Below are 17,827 nucleotides of genomic sequence, written 5' to 3'. Positions count from 1 at the left end.
CGTCTTTGAAGTCGCCGGTTCCGTAAGAACCGGCCGCATAATGCAAGAAGCCCGGTGCAGCAGCACCGGGCTCAGTCCAGACTCACTATGGAGGCACTGTGAAAGCATTGCAAGGCGTTGAGGGACAAGTGAAGTGGGTTGAAGAACCGAGCCCACGTTGTGATGTAGGACAAATCCGAATTCGTGTGGCGGCAGCGGGCCTTAATCGCGCCGATCTTTTGCAAAGCCAAGGGTTGTATCCGCCGCCACCTGGCGCCAGCCAAATGTTGGGGCTGGAGTGTTCGGGCGTGGTCAGCGAAGTGGGGCCGGGGTCTTCCTGGCAAGTCGGAGACCGCGTGTGTGCGCTGTTGGCGGGCGGTGGCATGGCGCAAGAGGTTGTGGTTGATGGGCGCCATGCCTTGCCGGTGCCCGATGGGTTGTCGCTGATTGAGGCGGCCGCCTTGCCCGAGGTGTACAGCACTGCATGGCTTAATCTGTTCCAATTGGCGGCCCTGAAGCCGGGCGAAAAAGTGTTGCTGCATGCCGGAGCAAGTGGAGTTGGTTCAGCCGCTATTCAGCTGTGCAAAGCCTTTGGCAGCCCGTGCTGGGTGACGGTCGGTTCGGCCGAGCGTCTGGCCTATTGTGAGGCCTTGGGTGCCCAGGGTGGCGCAGTGCGCACCGAAGGGCTGGACAGCCTCAAGGCGCTGGGGCCGTTTGACGTGGTACTCGACCCGGTGGGCGCCAACTATGTGGAGTCCAACCTCAAGTTGTTGGCACTGGACGGGCGTTGGGTGTTGATTGGCTTGATGGGTGGACGCAAGGCCGAGCTAGATCTGGCCTTGGTGCTGGGCAAGCGCATCCAGTTGCTGGGGTCGACATTGCGTAGCCGCAGCGACCAGTTCAAGGCGGATTTGCTGAGTGATCTCAATCAGCAAGTGTGGCCGTTGTTTGCCGAAGGCCGCTTGAGCCCGCAGTTGGCCAAAACCTTCCCGATTGAAGAGGCCCAGGCGGCGTTTGCCGAATTAGCCAGCAATCAGGTGTCGGGCAAGCTGGTGCTGGTGATCGACGCGGCCCTGGTTTAAGTCATACACACAATGTGTAGGAGCGAGCTTGCTCGCGATCTTTTGATCTTGATCTAAAAGGCCCCATTAAACCACGCTGGCCGAACGCAGGTTTTGCGCAGTGGGTAACCCGGCAGGACGCCGGGTTAGCCGCGACACGGCCATGGATGGCCGATCGCGGCGGGCCTACGGAGCAAGGCCTGTGGTGAGGGCATGCCGAGCCAAAGCGAGGCACCGAGGGGTAGGGGCAAAAGCGTTTTGGTTACTTTGCCGCTTTTGCAAAGTGACGCGGCGTAAGGCCGGAACCCTAAGTGGCCGTTGCCGCAGCAACGGATATGTACTCAAGTCAAAAGCCCCCTCACCCTAGCCCTCTCCCGAAGGAGAGGGAACCGATTGGGGGATGCTGAAGATACTCGGCGGCCTGTTTGCTGCGCGACAGCGCGGCGTCGAAGACGGGGCGGCCCCTCCTACGGTTTTCCCGTTTTACTTCCAGTGATGAATCGGCCAGCCGGCCTTTTCAGCGTGTGCACGCAATACCGGGTCCGGGTTGACCACATGCGGGTGATCCACTTTGAGCAGCAACGGCAAGTCGTTGCGTGAGTCGGAATAAAAACTCGCGCCCTCAAGGTTTTCTTCTTGCTCGTCCAGCCATTCCAGCAGGCGCGTGATCTTGCCTTCGCGGTAGGTCAGGGTGCCCACGGTGTTGCCGGTGTACGCACCGTGTGCGACTTCCAGTTCAATACCCAGCACTTCATCAATGCCCAAACGCTCGGCAATGGGTCTGACCAAATGCACGCCCGACGCCGAAATAATCAAAATGCGATCGCCGGCCTTGCGGTGAGCGGCCACGGTTTTGGTCGCGTCACTGAAAATGATCGGTTCGATAAAGTCTTCAACCCATGGGCCGACCAAGTGATCGATTTCTTCAGGGGTACGCCCGATCAAGGGCTCCAGGCTGAAGGCCATGTAGTCTTCCATCTTCAACTCGCCTTGGCTGTAGGCGTGCATCAGTTCGTTATTGCGCTTTAAAAACGCCTGCGGATCGACCCAGCCGAGGCGGCCCATTTGCTCGCTCCACAGGGTGGCGCAGTCGCCATGAATCAACGTTTCATCCAGGTCAAAAATTGCCAGGGCCATCAGTGCAACTCCCTTTTCATAGTGCTCAAAAGCATCAGGCTACCTCACATAAGGCGCTGGAATCGATGGTCAACGCCACGCGCTGACCATCCGCGTACAGGTCGGCCGCAGAGCGGTTGAGCACGTCAACGATCAACTCCACACCACGGACTTCGACCCGATAGCGGATCACGTTGCCCAGCAGGCTGTGGTTGCGGATCAGTGTGTCGGCCTCTCCGTGCAGGCTCAAGCCCAGGGTTTCCGGGCGTATGGCGATGCGGCTGGTGACCGGGCGCTGCAATAAACGGCTGGCGGTGTCGGCGTCCAGCAGGTTGTAGTTGCCAATAAAACTCGCGGCAAACACGTCCACCGGGGCGACATAGAGGCTTTCGGCATTGCCACTCTGGACGATCCGTCCCTTGTTCATCAGGAAGATGCGATCACTCATGGTCAGCGCTTCTTCCTGATCGTGGGTAACGAAAATCGTGGTCAGCCCCAGCTCGCGCTGAATCTGCCGGATCTGCTCGCGCAAATGCTTGCGGATACGGGCGTCCAGTGCTGACAACGGTTCGTCCAGCAGCAACAGGCGTGGGCGCGTCACCAGTGAGCGGGCCAGCGCCACACGCTGGCATTGACCGCCCGACAGTTGGTGCGGGTAGCGCTTGGCAAAGTCATTGAGCTCGACCAGTTGCAGCACCTCAGCCACGCGTTTTTGGCTGTCATTGGCGTTGACCTTTTGCATGCGCAGGCCAAACGCGACGTTTTGCTCAACGGTCATGTTGGGGAACAGCGCGTAGCTCTGAAACACCATGCCAATCCCGCGTTTTTGCGGGTTGAGCGGGACGATGTCCTGGCCATCGAGGAGGATCTTGCCGTCATCCACCGGCGTCAGCCCGGCAATGCAGCGCAACAGCGTTGACTTGCCGCAGCCAGACGGGCCGAGCAGGGTGACGAACTCGCCCTTGCTGATGGTGAAATTGATGTCGCTGAAGACCGGCGTGCCGGAGTAGGTTTTTTGCAGGTGTTCGACGCTGACAAAACTCATTGGCTTTTGTCCTTGTTCAGGAAGGTGGCAACCCAAGTCAGCACCAGTACAAAAAGGAAGTACGAGATCACCAGCGCGCTGGTGAAATGGCCGCTGCTGTTACGCATGTTATTGAGGAACACCTGCAAGGTTTCGTAGCGGGTGCCGACCAGGATGTTGGCAAACACAAACTCGCCAAACAGGAACGAAAACGACAGCAGCAACGCCACCAGCAAGCCTTTGCGCAAGTTCGGCAACACCACCAGAAACGCCGCCTGCCAGGTGCTGGCGCCCAGCAGTTGAGCGGCGTCCATCAGGTCGTGCAGGTTGATGGCTTGCAGGTTGTTGGTGATGGCCCTGTACATAAAGGGCAGGGCCACGGTGAAGTAGCAACCGATCAGGATCCACGGCGTACCGACCATGGCCATCGGCCCCGAGCCGTACAGTTGCAGCAGGCCCACCGATGACACCACCGGCGGTACCGCAAACGGCAGCAGGATAAGGATGTTCATCAGCGCGTCGAGCTTGGGGAAGTGGTAATGCACCACAAACAGCAGCGGCAGAATCAACACCACCGACAGCAGCAAAGACCCGAAGCAGATCAACAGTGAATGGCCGAATGCGGTCAAAAAGCGCGGGTCGCTCCACAGTTGTAGGTACCACTTGAAGGTAAAGCCGCTGGGCAACACGGTGGCGGACCAACTGCTGGCGATCGAGTACACAAACGTGCCCAGCAGCGGCAACAGCAAAATAATAAACAGCAGGTAAACCACCGTGCGGTGATAAACGCTGGCGGTCCCGGTTTCAGCGCGCGACATGGTAGCTCCTCTTTAACAGCCACTGATGCACCAGCGTCACCAGGGTCATCAACCCCACCAAAATCACCGCCAGCGCACTGGCCATGTTCGGGTCCAGGCTGATATCACCCGACACCATCGCGGCAATGCGGATAGGCAATACGTTGAAGTTGCCGGTGGTCAGTGCATACACCGTGGCGTAGGCGCCGAGGGCGTTGGCCAGCAGGATCACAAAGGTGCCTAGCAGCGCCGGTGTGAGGACCGGCAGGCCGATAAAGCGCCAGAACTGCCAGCTGTTGGCGCCCAGCAATGACGCTGACTCGCGCCAGTCTTCACGCAGGGCATCAAAGGCCGGGTACAGCAGCAGAACGCCCAGCGGGATCTGGAAGTAGGTGTACAGAATAATCAGGCCGGTTTTGGAGTAGAGGTTGAAGTCCTCGATGATCCCCGCCTGTTTCAGCATGATCGTGATACTGCCGTTGAACCCCAGCAGGATGATGAAGGCAAACGCCAGCGGCACCCCGGAGAAGTTGCTGGTCATGTTGGCGAAGGCGTTGACGAAGTTGCGCAGCTTTGAGTCGACTTTATGCAGCGAGTAGCTGCCGAGCACGGCAATCACGATGCCGAACAGGCTGGACCAGAAACTGATCTCCAGGCTGTGCTGGATGGCCTGTAAATAGAACTTCGAGGCGAAGATCTTGCTGAAGTTGTCCAGGCCCCAGCCGGTGTCTTCTGATTGCAGGCTGTGTACCAGCACCCACAGCAGCGGGGCAATCTGGAACACGATAAAGACAATTGCAAAGGGCGCGAGGCACAACAATGCCAGCCATTTACCACGGGTCATGGCGCGGGTCTCAATAAGGTCTGGCACAGCGGTTTGTCATGGGCGACGCCCAGCAATTGGCAAATCGTGCCGCACAGTTCGGTTTGTTTAGGGGTGGCCTGAGGGTCCAGGCTAAAGGCGTCGCCAAGTACAAACAGCGGCACTTCACGCTCTTCGGGCAACAGGCCATTGTGCGAGCGGTCGTTGTTCATGCCGTGGTCGGCGGTCACCAGCACCTGGTAGCCCGCGTCCAGCCAGCCTTGCAGGTAGTCGGCCAACACAATGTCGGCAGAACGCGCGCTGTTGCGGTACTGCGAGCTGTCGAGGCCGTGCTTGTGGCCGGCATCGTCGATGTTCATCGGGTGCACCAGCAAAAAGTCCGGCGCATGGCGCAGGCGCAGGCTTTCGGCATCGGCAAACAAGTGGGAATCGGGGTAGTGATCGTTCCAGTAAAAATGCCCGTGCTGGATGGGCAGGTCACTGTCTTCGGTGTGGCGGTCACGGGCCGCGATAAAAGGCGAGCGGTTATACAGTTCGCTGACCCAGTGGTAAGCCGCGGCGGCGGTGCTCAAACCTGCTTCGCGGGCGTAATGGAACACGCTGCGCTGGTGAGACAGGCGCGACACATTGTTATGCACAATGCCGCTTTCAATCGGCGGGACACCCGTGAGGATGCACTCGTAAAGAGGGCGCGACAGCGCTGGCAATTCACAGGTGAGCTTGTACAGCGTGGCGCGTCCTGCGCTGACATACGCCTGCAAATGCCCCATGGCATGGCGGGCAACATCATGATTGAGTCCGTCGAGTACCACCAAAATGACCTTGTGTTTCATGTACTGCGACTCCGCAGGTAAAGCACAGAATCTGTAGGAGCGAGCTTGCCTCGCGATCTTTTAAACGATCAAAAGATCGCGAGACGAGCTCGCTCCTACAGGGGGAGGTTCAACTGTTTACTGCATGTTGATGATGACTTCTTCCTGCCATTTCTGAGGCAGGGCCTTCGCGGTTTTTTCCCATGCGTCGGCGTCTTTGATCGGCGTCACGTTCTTGTACTGCTCGTTAGGCAGCAGCTTGGCCTTAACGTCGTCTGGCAGGGTCAGGTGTTCGGCACGGATCGGGCGGGCGTTGCCACGCGCCAGGTTGGTTTGGCCGGCATCGCTGAAGATGTATTCGCGGGTCAGTTTGGCGGCGTTCGGGTGCTTGGCGTATTTGTTGATGATGGTGGTGTAACCCGAAATTACCGAGCCGTCCGACGGGATCAGCACCACGTAGTCATCCGGGTTGGCCATTTTGGCTTTGTAGCTCAGGCCGTTGAAGTCCCAGACCACGCCCACTTCAACTTCGCCTTTTTCCAGGGTGGCGATGGTCGGGTTTGCCAGTGAAAGTCGGCCTTGCTTGGCGATATCAGCAAACATCAACAAGGCGGGCTGAATGTTCTTTTCATCACCGTGGTTGGCATAGGCTGCGGCCAGAACACCGTTGGAAGCTTGCGCGGCGGTGCTCACGTCACCGATCGAGACCTTGTATTTACCGGATTTGAGGTCAGACCATTTGGTTGGCACTTCGGAGCCGTGCAGCAGCTTTTTGTTCACGATAAATGCGATGGTGCCGGTGTAGGCCAATGCCCAGTTACCGTCTTTGTCTTTGGCCCAGGCCGGGATCTGTTCCCAGGTGGTGGGTTTGTAAGGTTGGGTCACGCCTTTGGCTACGGCGATGGGGCCGAAGGCGGCACCGACGTCACCGATATCAGCGCTGGCGTTGTCTTTTTCGGCGGCAAACTTGGCCACCTCCTGTGCCGAACTCATGTCGGTGTCGACATGCTTGAGGCCATACAGTTTATTCAGGTCTTCCCACGTGCCTTTCCAGTTGGCCCAGTCATCGGGCATGCCGACACTGTTCACGGCGCCCTCTGCCTTGGCGGCAGTTTCGAGGGCTTTTAAATCGACATCGGCGGCCATGGCTGAGGTGCAAAGGGCGATGCTGGTGCCTAACAGTGATGCCAGAAAAAACTGTTTCATCTGAAGCTCCTGTGGGGGTGTTCACGCTGGTTTTTTTAGAGTTTTGCAGTGGGTTGGTCTAGGTCAGCAATACCTGAGCCAATTTAAGGGGTCTGCATGACACTTTAATGTCGGCATTGGTTGTGCAAGCACTTTTACAGGCCCGCCAAGTGCCGTGAGCTAAGCGTAGACCATGGTCAAGGCCCCGGCGGGTGTGGGCTTGAGGGTTAAAACATGTGTCAGTGTCATCGAACAGTCATCTGCACTGCCTAGGCTGGCACCCTCAAGAGTTAAGTGTTTTGCAGGCCGAGCCTGCCCACATTTGGTGCTGGACTAGTCCAGATAGGTAACGTTGATGCGTGAAGGTGCACCCAAAGCGGTGACAGCCATTGGTTTGGCCCTGCAAGAGCAAATCGAACATGGCTTGCTAACCTGTGGCAGCCAATTACCGGCTGAAAGAAAACTCAGTGAACTGTTCGCGACCACCCGTATCACGGTGCGTGAAGCGTTGTTGCAACTGGAAGCGCAAGGCGTGGTGTATCGCGAGGAGCGGCGCGGCTGGTTTATTTCGCCGCCGCGTCTGGCCTACAACCTCATGCAGCGCAGCCACTTTCACGCGATGGTCAGCGCCCAAGGAAGAGTGCCGACCACCGAGGTGATTTCGGCACGCTTGCAGCCGGCGTCGGCCGCCGTGTGCGCACGTTTGCAGTTACCGGCGTTTTCCAGCGTGATCCAGATCTGCCGGGCGCGGCGCATTGATGGGCGTTTGGTGCTGTATGTCGAGCATTACCTCAACCCGCAATATTTTCCGCAGATTCTGGACTTTGACCTCACGCAATCGATCACTGAGCTGTATGCGCGGCACTACGATTTGCATTACGGGCGAGTGCGTTTTGAGATCGTGCCGACCGCCTTGCCCGCCGAAGCGGCAGCAACGCTTAAAGTGTCGACGGGCAGCCCGGGGTTGAGGATCGAGCGCATCAACTACGACCAGCACGAGCGGCTGATCGACTGTGACATTGAGTATTGGCGACATGACGCGATCCACGTGGGTGTGGATGTGCTGGAGCGTTAGGCCTGAGGCTTGCCTCGCGAGCTTTTTAAAAGATCAAAAGATCGCGAGGCGAGCTCGCTCCTACAGGGGAGTGGTTACTCCTTCTGCAACGTTCCGCTACCTGCTGTTACTACCTGCACGCTCAGGCGCGGTGTCGCGAGGTCAAGGCCGGCCTCATCCAGATGGCGCTTGAGCGACAGGTTGAACGCCCGTGACACTTCCCATTGTTTGATCGGCGCGGTTTTGAAGCGTGCGCGCAAAATCGCGCTGCCCGACTCGAAACTTTCAACCCCTTGAATCTCCAGCGGCGACCAGATGTTGCGGCGCTGCAACGGGTCGGTGCGCATCTTTTGTCCCACCTCGCGCATCAGCTTGATGGCGTCGTCGATTTCCATGTTGTACGGGATCGCCACGCGGAAGATCGCGTAACCGAACTCGCGGGAATAGTTTTTGATGCTTTTGATTTCACTGAACGGAATGGTGTGCACGATGCCGTCAATGTCACGCAGGCGCACGGTACGAATCGTCAGGCCTTCGACGGTGCCCAGGTGGCCACCGACATCCACGTAATCATCGATGGCCAGCGAGTCTTCAATGATGATGAACAAGCCGGTAATCAGGTCGGCAACCAACGACTGTGCACCAAAACCAATAGCCAGACCGATCACACCGGCACCGGCCAGCAGTGGCGTGACGTTCATGCCCATGTTCGCCAGTGCGACGATCAGCGCAATGATGAAAATGGCCGCAAACAGTACGTTGCGAATCAACGGCATCATGGTTTGCGCGCGGGCGTTGGCCAGGCCTTTGCGCGAACGGGTCAGGGCGTGGTGGATGGCGGTATCGGCGAGAATCCAGATCAGCCACGCAAACAGTAACGTCCCCGCCAGGCCGAACAGCTTGACGCTGATTTCATGGCCTTCACCCTCGGTGAAACCGATCAGCGAGAGGCCCCACACGCGCAACCCCAACTCGATGAACACCAGCCACACAATCAAGTGCGCCAGGGTGTAGACAAAACTCTTGAGCCGTTCCGAATACAGCGCGTGGCGCTTGGGCCCGCGTTGGGGCTTTTGCGCATGGCGGCGCACCAGCCCGTTAATCACCATGCACAGCACCACCAGCACGGCGCAGATCAGCGACTGGCGCAGCGCGGTGCTGGTATCGCCCGCTGACAAGAAGGTGGCGAACAATGAGATGCCCACCAGAATCAGCGCGGCGATGTACCAGTAAGTACCGAGGGTCTCGATGCTGTCGCTCAGGGCGCGGCGGGTGAGGCGGCGTGACAGCGGCTGGTTACGGATAAGGTGAGCGATGGGGCGGCGGAAGCGGATGATAAACAGCCCGGTCGATAGCGCCGCCATCACGTTCGCAAACGTGGCCACGGTATGCGCCAGGTGCACGCCCAGGGAGGCGACCATGCGCGGGTCGCTGAGCGCTTCGCCGAAGGCGGCAAAGCTGCCGATCCACCACAGCGGGCGGAAGGCCTGATGCCGCAGAATATGCAGGGCGCGATGACGGTGCGGGCCATCGAGCAATGAAAACAGAATTACACAGGTGGCCGAGAAGCAAGTGCCGATCACCAGGGCGTAAGCCAGCGCCATGGCCAGGTCTTTGCCCAGCGACGATGGCAAGGCGTAACTCATGTACACCGTGATCACCAGCGCCACCAGCCAGGGGCCGAGCTTGCGCAAGGCAAAGCGCAGCATGTCGACGGCTTTAGGGTGCTGCGGCAGTTCTTCGCTCAGGCCAAAGCGCAAGCGCACGCGGTGGCTGACCCAAATCAGCAGTGAAGCCAGCAGGCTCCAGATCATGATGATCAGCGCAAAGGCAAAGATGATGGGCACCCATTCCTTGGCGGGCAGCATCAAGGCCACCAGTTCATCTTTGGCCTGGCCGATTTCTTCGCTCCAGCGCGAGGTGGGGCTGTCGTTGCCCGAGAACTGTTTTTCGAGATCGGCGAGGGTGCTGCCGATCAAACCCAGCACGCCGATTTCAGCTTCGGGCTGGGCTTTTTTGGTGGCATCGCGAAGCTTTTTAAGGTCTGCCAGCAACTTGCTGCGTTGCTGGTCGTTCTCAAGGTTTTTGATCACCTCGTCCAGCGACTGGCCCAAAGGTTCGGTGGGTTGAGTTTGGGTTTTATCCGAACTGGGGAGCAGGCTGGTGATGCCCACAGCCTGGGCCGAAGCGAGCGGCAGCAAGGTCAGCAGACAAATCAGCAGCCAATAGGGCCGGGCAAAGAGACGAAGAAACACTAGGCGATCACCCTCGAGAAGTACGGATCGGACGAGTGTACGCTAGGCCCCGCGATCATTCATTTCTTGTCATACATAAAATAAGTGATCGCGGATGCGGTGCTATTTATTGATTCAGTTTGGCGAGAATTTTAAAAACGATGGTGCCGAAGATCAGCAACATGCCAAACCAGATCGACAGTACGCCGGGTTTACTGTCGCGAAAGTTGAAGCCAATGGTGAGTAGCAACATACCAATCACAATGGGGATCAACATGGAATTAAAGGCGGATATTTCGAGCATGTTCTGGACCTGAAGAAGTTAATCACCCAAGTCTAGGTGGCTTTACGCAGAAGTGGGGTGATGTGTATCAAAAATGAATCGCCCGGGCACTCTTAACTGTGTAAGAGCGAGCTTGCCTCGAGATCTTTTTTAAGATCAAAAGATCGCGAGGCAAGCTCGCTCCTACACAGGTTGGGTGTTTTACGGGAGTTCGTTGCTGGCGTAGAACGCGCTCAATACTTTGACCAGGTGCGCCAGGTCGTGGCTACCGGCCAGCTCACGGATGGAGTGCATGGCGAAGGTCGGCAAGCCGATGTCTACCGTGCGCACACCCAGGTGGCTGGCGGTGATCGGGCCAATGGTCGAGCCACAGCCCATGTCGCTGCGCACCACAAAACTTTGCACCGGCACTTCAACCGCCATGCACAGATGGCGGAAGAACCCCGCGGTTTCACTGTTGGTGGCGTAACGCTGGTTGCTGTTGACCTTGATCACCGGCCCGGCATTGAGTTTGGGGCCGTGGTTGGCGTCGTGCTTGTCGGCGTAGTTGGGGTGCACGCCGTGGGCGTTGTCGGCCGAGACCAGCAGCGACTTCTGAATAGTGCGCACAAACTCGTCGCCTTCAGGCAGTACGCGCTGGAGGATCTGCTCCAGCATCGGGCCGTCCGCGCCGCACGCTGAACACGAGCCGACTTCTTCATGGTCATTGGCCACGAACAGGCAGGTTTCGTCGGTGTCGGTGTTCAACAGCGCTTGCAGGCCGGCGTAGCATGACAGCAGGTTGTCGAGGCGCGCACCGGCAATAAAATCACCGTTGAGGCCGATCACTGCAGCGCTTTGGGTGTCGTAGAAGCTCAGCTCATAGTCGAGCACCACGTCGGCGTTCAGGCCGTGTTCGCGGGCCAGTTGGTCGGTGAGCAGGGCGCGGAAATCCACGCGCTCATCGCCTGCAACCTGCGCCAGAATCGGTGGCAGTTCGGTTTGCGGGTTAATCGCCCAGCCTTCGTTGGCCGTGCGATTGAGGTGAATCGCCAGGTTGGGGATGGTCGCAATCGGCGCGCGGAAGTCGATCAACTGGCTCTCGACCTTGCCGTCGCGGCGGAACGTCACGCGCCCGGCCAGCGACAGGTCGCGGTCAAACCAGGGGGCCAGCAAGGCGCCGCCGTAGACTTCCACGCCCAACTGCCAAAAACCCTGGCGTTGCAGCTCGGGCTGAGGCTTGACCCGCAGGCAGGGGCTGTCTGTGTGAGCGCCGACCATGCGGATGCCGCCTTGCAGGGGCGAGTGACGGCCCAGCTTGAAAGCGACGATGGAGGAGTCATTACGGGTGACGTAATAGCGGCCATTGGCTTCGGTGTACCACGTGTCGCGCTCGTCGAGGCGCTGGTAACCGGCGGCTTCCAGGCGTTGAACAAGGCTGGCGGTGGCATGGAACGGGGTAGGGGAGGCCTTGAGAAAGTCGATCAGGCCTTGGTTCAACTCTTCGCGCATAAGTTACTCCAGACAGCAAGGCCGCGAGTTTAGCGCATTGACTACAAAATTTGACCAGCAAAAACGTGCAAACCCTTTGTAGGAGCGAGCTTGCCTCGCGATCTTTTAAAGATCAAAAGATCGCGAGGCAAGCTCGCTCCTACAGGGCGTGAAGCTGTTAAAACGGGGCGGGGCACTCGAAGCGCAGGCGTTCGCCGGTCTGCGGGTGGGTGAAGCTGAGCATGCTGGCGTGCAGGCACAAACGCGGGTAGGCCGCCAATGCCTGCGGGTGCGCGTACAGGCCATCGCCCAGCAGCGGGTGGCCGATGGACAGCATGTGCACGCGCAACTGGTGCGAGCGCCCGGTAATCGGTGTCAGTTCAACCCGGCAGTAATCGCCGCAACGCTCCAGCACTTTCCAGAAGGTCAGCGCGTTTTTACCGAATTCATGGTCGACCACATGCCGAGGTTTTGTCGGCGGGTCGTAGCGCAGGGGCAGGTCGATGCTGCCACTGTCCAGCTCCGGTTGGCCCCAGGCCAGCGCGGTGTAGGCCTTTTCAGTTTCGCGGTCGTGAAACTGGCGCGACAACTCGCGGTGCGTGTCGGCATCGCGGGCCAGCAGGATGATCCCTGACGTTTCCCAGTCCAGGCGGTGCACGATGCGGGCTTCGGGGTAGCCGTTTTCTTGCAGGCGGGTGATCAGGCAGTCTTTGTTGTCTTCGGCGCGGCCCGGCACCGACAGCAGCAAGGTCGGCTTGTTGACCACCAGAACGCCTGCGTCCTGATGGATGATGTGAATATTCGACAACGGCATTAAAACAGCCTCTTAACAAACGCCAACGGCGGCTTGGAGATCCCCCTGTGCAGAGAAACCTCCAAGCCGCCGTGGTATCAGCCGGATCGATTAACGATCTGGCAGGGTGATGTTGAGTTCCAGAATCGAGCAGCTACCCTCGTTTTCAAGGGCGATCTGTACTTGATCATCGCCGATGTTGACGTATTTGCGGATCACCTCAACCAGCTCTTTTTGCAGGGCTGGCAGGTAGTCCGGGGTACTGCGTTGGCCGCGTTCGTGCGCCACGATGATCTGTAGACGCTCTTTCGCGACCGACGCGGTGGTTGGCGTTTTGCGGGTACGAAAGAAGTCAAAAATGTTCATTGTTTAATTGCCTCCAAACAGGCGCTCGAAGAATCCCTTCTTCTGTACATCGAGGAACCGATGCTCCACGGTTTTGCCCAGCAAACGATCAACCGCATCGCTGTAGGCCTGACCGGCGTCACTTTGGTCATCAAGGATCACCGGCACGCCCTGGTTGGATGCCTTGAGCACTGCCTGGGATTCCGGGATCACACCCAGCAGCGTAACCGCCAGGATCTCCTTGACGTCTTCAACGCCGAGCATTTCACCCTTGCTGACGCGATCCGCGTTGTAGCGGGTCAGCAGCAGGTGTTCCTTGATCGGGTCTTCGCCCAGCTCGGCGCGGCGCGATTTGCTGGCCAGCAGGCCCAGCATGCGGTCCGAGTCACGCACCGAAGAGACTTCCGGGTTGGTCACGACAATCGCTTCATCCGCGAAGTACATGGCCAGGTGGGCGCCGGTTTCGATGCCCGCCGGAGAGTCGCAGACCACGTATTCGAAGGTCTCTTTGAGTTCCATCAGAACTTTTTCGACGCCTTCTTTGGTGAGGGCGTCTTTGTCACGGGTCTGGCTGGCAGCCAGCACGTACAGGTTTTCCAGACGTTTGTCTTTGATTAGCGCCTGTTGCAGGTTGGCTTCGCCGTTAACCACGTTAACGAAGTCATACACCACGCGACGCTCGCACCCCATGATCAGGTCGAGGTTACGCAGGCCAACGTCGAAGTCGACGATGACGGTTTTGTGCCCGCGCAGTGCCAGGCCCGTACCGATAGCGGCGCTGGTGGTGGTCTTACCCACACCACCCTTGCCGGATGTAACCACTAGAATCTTGGCCAAGGTGCTTCACCCCTAAGGAAAAAGGACTTTTTAGTCCCTGAATAACATCTCTAAATAAACGACAACAGGTGAACAGTCTTGGTGGACATCCCCCAAGCCAAGCCTACACAACGTAAACACTGGCTGATTGCTGACTTCCTACAAAGACTAGTCTGTTTTCTCTACGTAATTGAGATGGTTGGAAAATGGCGTGAGTATCCGTTAAAGACGGGTGATGTTCAACATGTCACTTGACAGACTGATTTGAACCCCGGCGCCCCACAAAGGATCGCGTCGCAGGTCTTCGGACACTTTGTACATGCCGGCAATGGACACCAGTTCGGCGCTCAGTTGTTGGCAAAAAATTCGCGCTCGGGTGTTGCCTTTGTATCCGGCAAGCGCTCGGCCACGCATGGGGCCGTACACATGGATGTTGCCATCGGCCATAAGTTCCGCACCGGGGCTGACCGAGGCGATGACCACCAGGTCGCAACCCTCGGCGTATACCGTTTGGCCACCACGTACTGGCGTGGTGATGATGCGGGTCGGCTTGATGGCCGGCTCGGGCGGTTTTTCGGGCTTTTTCGGCGCGATGATTACTTCAACTGGGGGATCAATCGGCCGCTCGCGTGCACCGGACGGCGGCAATACCGGCAGGTCGATGGCGATGGCGGCGGCAATGTCTTCGATGCGGCTGGCGCGAATGGCCAGGGTGCGCAGGCCATGTTGGCGACACACGCGCATCAGCCCGGGCAAGTCGACGGCACCGGCACCGACGGGTAGCTTGTCGAGCGCCAGCACCAGCGGGGTGTTACTGAAAAAATTGGGCGCCTGGGCAACTTTGGCGGCCAGTTGGCGATCAAGGGCTTCAAGGTTGTTTTGGGCCAGTTCCAGCACCGTAATGGCGAGCATACTGCCCTTAAGCTGAAACACGGGGGCTTGGTCTTGCGATTCGGTTTGGCTCATGGTCGGCTTAATGCGGCTTGTCACTTAAAGTGCAGAGACTTATAACGAGAACGCCCGCGAGCCGCAAGCCGGGTCTAACGATGTAGAATGCCCGGCCCTTGTGTCTGTCCGGAATCATTAATGGATCGCCCGCGTTTTCGAGCTGCTTTTTTTCATCCGCGTTTTTGGCTGCTGTGGTCAGGGCTGGGCGTGCTGTGGCTGGTGGTGCAACTGCCTTATAAGGTGCAGCTGCGCATTGGTCGTTTTCTGGGGGTTTGCATGTTCCAGGTGGCCGGTGAGCGCCGGCGCATTGCTGCGCGCAACCTTGAACTGTGCTTTCCCGAAAAAAACGCCGCTGAGCGCGAGCGCCTGCTCAAGGAAAACTTCGCCTCAACCGGCATCGCCTTTTTTGAAATGGCCATGAGCTGGTGGTGGGCCAAGCCGCGCCTGGCCAAGTTGGCGCATGTCGAAGGGCTGGAGCACCTGCTGCAGGCCCAGCGCGATGGCAAGGGCGTCATCTTGATGGCCTTTCACTTCACCACCTTGGAAATCGGCGCCGCCTTGCTCGGGCAACAGCACACCATTGATGGCATGTACCGCGAACACAAAAACCCGTTGTTCGACTTTATCCAGCGCCGCGGCCGGGAGCGCCACAACCTGGACTCGCTGGCGGTGGAGCGCGATGACGTGCGCGGCATGCTCAAGTTGCTGCGCGCCGGGCGGGCGATCTGGTACGCCCCCGACCAGGACTACGGCGCCAAGCAAAGCATTTTTGTGCCATTGTTTGGCATCGAGGCCGCCACGGTGACCGCCACCAGCAAGTTCGCCAAGTTGGGCAAAGCGCTGGTTGTACCCTTTACTCAACAACGACTGGCGGATGGCAGTGGTTATAAGTTGGTGATTCATCCGCCTTTGAGCGACTTTCCCGGAGAAAGCGATGAGGCCGACTGTCTGCGCATCAACCAATGGGTCGAGCGTGCGATACGCGAATGCCCAGAGCAGTACTTGTGGGCACACCGCCGCTTCAAAACCCGGCCACCGGGCGAGCCAAAGCTGTACGACAAACGCCGCAAGTAACTCGCGCTGCAAAGGCGCTGAGGTATGAACGGCCGAGCGTCGGTGACCGGGTTGATTCTGTCGGGCGGCGGCGCCAGGGCGGCGTATCAAGTGGGGGTGCTGGCGGCCATTGCCGAGTTGTTACCTGCGGGTGCGCCCAACCCGTTTCCGGTGATTGTCGGCACCTCGGCCGGGGCGATCAACGCAGTCAGCCTGGCCAGTGGCGCGATGAACTTCACCCAGGCCGTCGAGCACTTGACGACCTTCTGGCAAAACTTTGAAAGCCATCGTGTGTTGCGCAGTGATTGGCCGGGGGTGATTCACCAGGCCAGTCGCTTTCTGGGCCACAGCTTGTTGGGCCTTGGCAGCCACGTGCCGGTGGCGCTGCTCAACAGTTCGCCGTTACGCGAATTGCTCAACGACAAAATCAACTTTGCCGGTATCGATCAGGCCATCGCTGCGCAGCACTTGCGCGCTGTGGCGCTCACGGCTTTTGGCTACTCATCGGGCCAGGCCGTGACGTTTTATCAAAGTGAAGGTGCCATCGAAGGCTGGTTGCGTCATCGGCGCATTGGCCTGCCGACGGCGTTGACCGTCGAGCACTTGCTGGCCAGCTCGGCCATACCGCTGTTGTTTGCCCCGGTCAAAATTGGCGAAGAGTATTTTGGCGATGGCGCCGTGCGCCAGTCTGCACCCATCAGCCCGGCGCTGCATTTGGGCGCCAATCGCGTGCTGGTGGTCGGGGTCAGCGGCAACCCGCGCGGGCCGGATCGTCAGGGTGGGCAAGCGCGCCAGTACAACGCCCAGCAACCGACCTTGGCGCAAATTGGCGGGCACATGCTCAACAGCACCTTTATTGACAGCCTTGAGAGCGATATCGAACTGCTGGAGCGCCTGAACCACTTCAGCCGGTTGCTGCCAGGGCAGCCCGACAACCTCGGTTTGGCACCCGTTGATGTGCTGGTTATCGCCCCCAGCCAGCCCATTGACGAAATCGCTGCCCGCCACCGCCACGAACTGCCCGCTGCCCTGCGCCTGTTTTTGCGCGGGCCGGGGGCAACCAAAACCAGCGGTGCAGGTGTGTTGAGTTATTTGTTGTTCGAGGCGGGCTATTGCAGCGAGTTGATTGAACTGGGGCGCAAGGATGCATTGGCCCAGCGTGCGGCGTTGATGGGGTTTTTGGGAATTACGTAGCAGTTGACGAGCCTTGCGAGGCTACGCTCGGCTGCGCAGCAGTCAAAAAACCAGGCGGCGCAGAGTGCCAGTTAAAACAAGAACATAGTCTTTACGATCGCTTCGCAATCGGACGTAGCCTCGTAAGGCTCGTCAACTGCTACGGACAAAGATGCGGGAGCGGGGTAAACGCGCCTGCTTGCACACAGGCGCGTGCATCGTCAGTGCGTTGTCAGACCTTTCAGCGATTCGTCGACATAGGCGCGGGCCATCGTGACCAAATGTCCAATGGACAACGCAACAAAAAATTTTGATTGTCAGGGATCAGCAACGTCGCAATTAGCGAGACGGTGTGCGGATAGATTAAAGAAAGGAATTAGAGGTTTATTTAAATGGGGCGGATCAGTTAAGGCTTTGATTTATGATGCCTTTCCGTACGAGGCGATGCTGAATGTATTTTGGTATTTATCTTTTTACGGTCTCTAACAGACCCCAAAAAGCTTTCTGTACCTGTTACTTCTGACAGTATTCATCCTATTTGATTGGGTGTTAAATCAGGGCAGGCATGAGTGTGGCGCTGGCCTATGTGAGCAGGCACATTGGGTTTTTTAAATCCTGGGATTATGTGTAAGCACATGATTGCGGGGTGGATTGTTTATTTTCTGGTTGGAGTGCGATGCAATGTCTAGTAAATTCAGAGGTTATAAACAAACAACATTTAAACCAGCATCAGGTAATTCTGGGGCGTCATTTATAGATCCTAAACCCACGGTCGTTCAGATAATTGGCGGTCTCAAGGAGCAAGTGCAACACCTCATGTAAGGTGTTGCCATGTCTACCCAATACAACCACCTGAGTACC

At 58.2% G+C, this 17,827-nt stretch carries 17 protein-coding genes; 4 read left to right on the top strand and 13 right to left on the bottom strand.

Annotated elements, in window-relative coordinates:
• The first annotated feature begins 98 nt into the window (after window positions 1-98).
• Window positions 99-1,061: a zinc-binding dehydrogenase gene (locus GHO32_RS08590; RefSeq protein ID WP_368668372.1), complete on the top strand. Its 963-nt coding sequence runs from the start codon at window positions 99-101 to the stop codon at window positions 1,059-1,061.
• A gap of 462 nt (window positions 1,062-1,523) precedes the next feature.
• On the opposite strand, the gene GHO32_RS08585 is transcribed toward GHO32_RS08590, so the two are convergent.
• From GHO32_RS08585 to GHO32_RS08560, 6 genes are all read right to left on the bottom strand, one after another.
• Window positions 1,524-2,177 (bottom strand): HAD family phosphatase, encoded by a 654-nt coding sequence (locus GHO32_RS08585; protein ID WP_153334575.1) that lies wholly within the window; start codon window positions 2,175-2,177, stop codon window positions 1,524-1,526.
• Window positions 2,178-2,211: 34 nt separating this feature from the next.
• On the bottom strand, window positions 2,212-3,201 hold the full coding sequence (locus GHO32_RS08580) for an ABC transporter ATP-binding protein (RefSeq protein WP_123750369.1): 990 nt from the start codon (window positions 3,199-3,201) through the stop codon (window positions 2,212-2,214).
• Window positions 3,198-3,998, bottom strand: coding sequence for an ABC transporter permease (locus GHO32_RS08575; RefSeq protein WP_123750370.1), 801 nt, complete (start codon window positions 3,996-3,998; stop codon window positions 3,198-3,200). Before GHO32_RS08575 ends, GHO32_RS08580 begins: the two co-directional genes overlap by 4 nt.
• A complete protein-coding gene (locus GHO32_RS08570; RefSeq protein WP_153334654.1) occupies window positions 3,985-4,821 on the bottom strand; it encodes an ABC transporter permease subunit in 837 nt (278 codons plus the stop codon). Before GHO32_RS08570 ends, GHO32_RS08575 begins: the two co-directional genes overlap by 14 nt.
• Window positions 4,818-5,633, bottom strand: a complete 816-nt coding sequence (locus tag GHO32_RS08565) for an alkaline phosphatase family protein (protein WP_153334573.1) — start codon at window positions 5,631-5,633, stop codon at window positions 4,818-4,820. Before GHO32_RS08565 ends, GHO32_RS08570 begins: the two co-directional genes overlap by 4 nt.
• 117 nt (window positions 5,634-5,750) lie before the next feature.
• Complete coding sequence (locus GHO32_RS08560; RefSeq protein ID WP_153334571.1) at window positions 5,751-6,818, bottom strand: ABC transporter substrate-binding protein; 1,068 nt, start codon at window positions 6,816-6,818, stop codon at window positions 5,751-5,753.
• Between the two features lie 334 nt (window positions 6,819-7,152).
• On the opposite strand from GHO32_RS08560, the gene phnR reads away from it, so the two are divergent.
• Window positions 7,153-7,872: a phosphonate utilization transcriptional regulator PhnR gene (gene phnR, locus GHO32_RS08555; protein WP_048368606.1), complete on the top strand. Its 720-nt coding sequence runs from the start codon at window positions 7,153-7,155 to the stop codon at window positions 7,870-7,872.
• A 74-nt stretch (window positions 7,873-7,946) separates the two neighbouring features.
• On the opposite strand, the gene GHO32_RS08550 is transcribed toward phnR, so the two are convergent.
• The 7 genes from GHO32_RS08550 to minC form a co-directional block, all read right to left on the bottom strand.
• The gene (locus GHO32_RS08550) at window positions 7,947-10,106 is read right to left on the bottom strand and encodes a mechanosensitive ion channel family protein (protein ID WP_278939996.1); all 2,160 of its coding nucleotides are present in this window, start codon (window positions 10,104-10,106) and stop codon (window positions 7,947-7,949) included.
• 106 nt (window positions 10,107-10,212) lie between these two features.
• Complete coding sequence (locus GHO32_RS26450; RefSeq protein WP_164488139.1) at window positions 10,213-10,389, bottom strand: hypothetical protein; 177 nt, start codon at window positions 10,387-10,389, stop codon at window positions 10,213-10,215.
• 180 nt (window positions 10,390-10,569) lie between these two features.
• Complete coding sequence (locus tag GHO32_RS08545; RefSeq protein WP_153334569.1) at window positions 10,570-11,859, bottom strand: M18 family aminopeptidase; 1,290 nt, start codon at window positions 11,857-11,859, stop codon at window positions 10,570-10,572.
• A gap of 157 nt (window positions 11,860-12,016) precedes the next feature.
• A complete protein-coding gene (locus GHO32_RS08540) occupies window positions 12,017-12,652 on the bottom strand; it encodes an RluA family pseudouridine synthase (RefSeq protein ID WP_048368603.1) in 636 nt (211 codons plus the stop codon).
• A 90-nt stretch (window positions 12,653-12,742) separates the two neighbouring features.
• The gene (gene minE, locus GHO32_RS08535; protein WP_019410761.1) at window positions 12,743-12,997 is read right to left on the bottom strand and encodes a cell division topological specificity factor MinE; all 255 of its coding nucleotides are present in this window, start codon (window positions 12,995-12,997) and stop codon (window positions 12,743-12,745) included.
• Between the two features lie 3 nt (window positions 12,998-13,000).
• Window positions 13,001-13,813 carry a septum site-determining protein MinD gene (gene minD, locus GHO32_RS08530; protein WP_048368602.1) on the bottom strand — a complete coding sequence of 271 codons (813 nt, stop codon included), beginning with the start codon at window positions 13,811-13,813 and terminating at the stop codon, window positions 13,001-13,003.
• 201 nt (window positions 13,814-14,014) lie between these two features.
• Complete coding sequence (gene minC, locus GHO32_RS08525) at window positions 14,015-14,758, bottom strand: septum site-determining protein MinC (RefSeq protein WP_153334567.1); 744 nt, start codon at window positions 14,756-14,758, stop codon at window positions 14,015-14,017.
• 120 nt (window positions 14,759-14,878) lie between these two features.
• On the opposite strand from minC, the gene GHO32_RS08520 reads away from it, so the two are divergent.
• Both GHO32_RS08520 and GHO32_RS08515 read left to right on the top strand, forming a co-directional pair.
• A complete protein-coding gene (locus tag GHO32_RS08520) occupies window positions 14,879-15,814 on the top strand; it encodes a lipid A biosynthesis lauroyl acyltransferase (RefSeq protein ID WP_153334565.1) in 936 nt (311 codons plus the stop codon).
• Window positions 15,815-15,838: 24 nt separating this feature from the next.
• Window positions 15,839-16,987: a patatin-like phospholipase family protein gene (locus tag GHO32_RS08515; protein ID WP_153334563.1), complete on the top strand. Its 1,149-nt coding sequence runs from the start codon at window positions 15,839-15,841 to the stop codon at window positions 16,985-16,987.
• Window positions 16,988-17,827: the final 840 nt, after the last annotated feature.

It is taken from the genome of Pseudomonas sp. FSL R10-2189 (assembly GCF_009600325.1).
Lineage (GTDB): Bacteria > Pseudomonadota > Gammaproteobacteria > Pseudomonadales > Pseudomonadaceae > Aquipseudomonas > Aquipseudomonas helleri.
Note: the sequence above shows the minus strand (reverse complement) of the source record. Positions and strands in the feature narration are given on the sequence as shown.

Coding starts and splice junctions, on each gene's coding strand:
- GHO32_RS08585 (WP_153334575.1), bottom strand. CDS start 2,177: ATGGCCCTGGCAATTTTTGACCTGGATGAAACGTTGATTCATGGCGAC.
- GHO32_RS08580 (WP_123750369.1), bottom strand. CDS start 3,201: ATGAGTTTTGTCAGCGTCGAACACCTGCAAAAAACCTACTCCGGCACG.
- GHO32_RS08575 (WP_123750370.1), bottom strand. CDS start 3,998: ATGTCGCGCGCTGAAACCGGGACCGCCAGCGTTTATCACCGCACGGTG.
- GHO32_RS08570 (WP_153334654.1), bottom strand. CDS start 4,821: ATGACCCGTGGTAAATGGCTGGCATTGTTGTGCCTCGCGCCCTTTGCA.
- GHO32_RS08565 (WP_153334573.1), bottom strand. CDS start 5,633: ATGAAACACAAGGTCATTTTGGTGGTACTCGACGGACTCAATCATGAT.
- GHO32_RS08560 (WP_153334571.1), bottom strand. CDS start 6,818: ATGAAACAGTTTTTTCTGGCATCACTGTTAGGCACCAGCATCGCCCTT.
- phnR (WP_048368606.1), top strand. CDS start 7,153: ATGCGTGAAGGTGCACCCAAAGCGGTGACAGCCATTGGTTTGGCCCTG.
- GHO32_RS26450 (WP_164488139.1), bottom strand. CDS start 10,389: ATGCTCGAAATATCCGCCTTTAATTCCATGTTGATCCCCATTGTGATT.
- GHO32_RS08545 (WP_153334569.1), bottom strand. CDS start 11,859: ATGCGCGAAGAGTTGAACCAAGGCCTGATCGACTTTCTCAAGGCCTCC.
- GHO32_RS08540 (WP_048368603.1), bottom strand. CDS start 12,652: ATGCCGTTGTCGAATATTCACATCATCCATCAGGACGCAGGCGTTCTG.
- minE (WP_019410761.1), bottom strand. CDS start 12,997: ATGAACATTTTTGACTTCTTTCGTACCCGCAAAACGCCAACCACCGCG.
- minC (WP_153334567.1), bottom strand. CDS start 14,758: ATGAGCCAAACCGAATCGCAAGACCAAGCCCCCGTGTTTCAGCTTAAG.
- GHO32_RS08520 (WP_153334565.1), top strand. CDS start 14,879: ATGGATCGCCCGCGTTTTCGAGCTGCTTTTTTTCATCCGCGTTTTTGG.
- GHO32_RS08515 (WP_153334563.1), top strand. CDS start 15,839: ATGAACGGCCGAGCGTCGGTGACCGGGTTGATTCTGTCGGGCGGCGGC.